The organism is Staphylococcus sp. AtHG25 (genome assembly GCF_003217445.1).
Taxonomy (GTDB): domain Bacteria; phylum Bacillota; class Bacilli; order Staphylococcales; family Staphylococcaceae; genus Staphylococcus; species Staphylococcus haemolyticus.
Genome location: NZ_QJSN01000035.1, coordinates 3,167 through 4,798, shown reverse-complemented (window position 1 = coordinate 4,798; position 1,632 = coordinate 3,167). Strand labels below are relative to the sequence as shown.

Genomic DNA, 1,632 nt, shown 5'->3' with positions numbered 1-1,632 from the left:
TTTTTATGGAGAGTTTGATCCTGGCTCAGGATGAACGCTGGCGGCGTGCCTAATACATGCAAGTCGAGCGAACAGATAAGGAGCTTGCTCCTTTGACGTTAGCGGCGGACGGGTGAGTAACACGTGGGTAACCTACCTATAAGACTGGGATAACTTCGGGAAACCGGAGCTAATACCGGATAATATTTCGAACCGCATGGTTCGATAGTGAAAGATGGTTTTGCTATCACTTATAGATGGACCCGCGCCGTATTAGCTAGTTGGTAAGGTAACGGCTTACCAAGGCGACGATACGTAGCCGACCTGAGAGGGTGATCGGCCACACTGGAACTGAGACACGGTCCAGACTCCTACGGGAGGCAGCAGTAGGGAATCTTCCGCAATGGGCGAAAGCCTGACGGAGCAACGCCGCGTGAGTGATGAAGGTCTTCGGATCGTAAAACTCTGTTATTAGGGAAGAACATACGTGTAAGTAACTGTGCACGTCTTGACGGTACCTAATCAGAAAGCCACGGCTAACTACGTGCCAGCAGCCGCGGTAATACGTAGGTGGCAAGCGTTATCCGGAATTATTGGGCGTAAAGCGCGCGTAGGCGGTTTTTTAAGTCTGATGTGAAAGCCCACGGCTCAACCGTGGAGGGTCATTGGAAACTGGAAAACTTGAGTGCAGAAGAGGAAAGTGGAATTCCATGTGTAGCGGTGAAATGCGCAGAGATATGGAGGAACACCAGTGGCGAAGGCGACTTTCTGGTCTGTAACTGACGCTGATGTGCGAAAGCGTGGGGATCAAACAGGATTAGATACCCTGGTAGTCCACGCCGTAAACGATGAGTGCTAAGTGTTAGGGGGTTTCCGCCCCTTAGTGCTGCAGCTAACGCATTAAGCACTCCGCCTGGGGAGTACGACCGCAAGGTTGAAACTCAAAGGAATTGACGGGGACCCGCACAAGCGGTGGAGCATGTGGTTTAATTCGAAGCAACGCGAAGAACCTTACCAAATCTTGACATCCTTTGACAACTCTAGAGATAGAGCTTTCCCCTTCGGGGGACAAAGTGACAGGTGGTGCATGGTTGTCGTCAGCTCGTGTCGTGAGATGTTGGGTTAAGTCCCGCAACGAGCGCAACCCTTAAGCTTAGTTGCCATCATTAAGTTGGGCACTCTAAGTTGACTGCCGGTGACAAACCGGAGGAAGGTGGGGATGACGTCAAATCATCATGCCCCTTATGATTTGGGCTACACACGTGCTACAATGGACAATACAAAGGGCAGCGAAACCGCGAGGTCAAGCAAATCCCATAAAGTTGTTCTCAGTTCGGATTGTAGTCTGCAACTCGACTACATGAAGCTGGAATCGCTAGTAATCGTAGATCAGCATGCTACGGTGAATACGTTCCCGGGTCTTGTACACACCGCCCGTCACACCACGAGAGTTTGTAACACCCGAAGCCGGTGGAGTAACCATTTGGAGCTAGCCGTCGAAGGTGGGACAAATGATTGGGGTGAAGTCGTAACAAGGTAGCCGTATCGGAAGGTGCGGCTGGATCACCTCCTTTCTAAGGATATATTCGGAACATCTCGTAGAGATGAGGAATAACGTGACATATTGTATTCAGTTTTGAATGTTTATTTAAA

The 1,632-nt window shown here is 50.2% G+C and carries 1 rRNA gene; it reads left to right on the top strand.

Annotated elements, in window-relative coordinates:
• The first annotated feature begins 2 nt into the window (after positions 1-2).
• A 16S ribosomal RNA gene (locus BDW31_RS12210) occupies positions 3-1,553 on the top strand.
• Positions 1,554-1,632 lie beyond the last annotated feature (79 nt).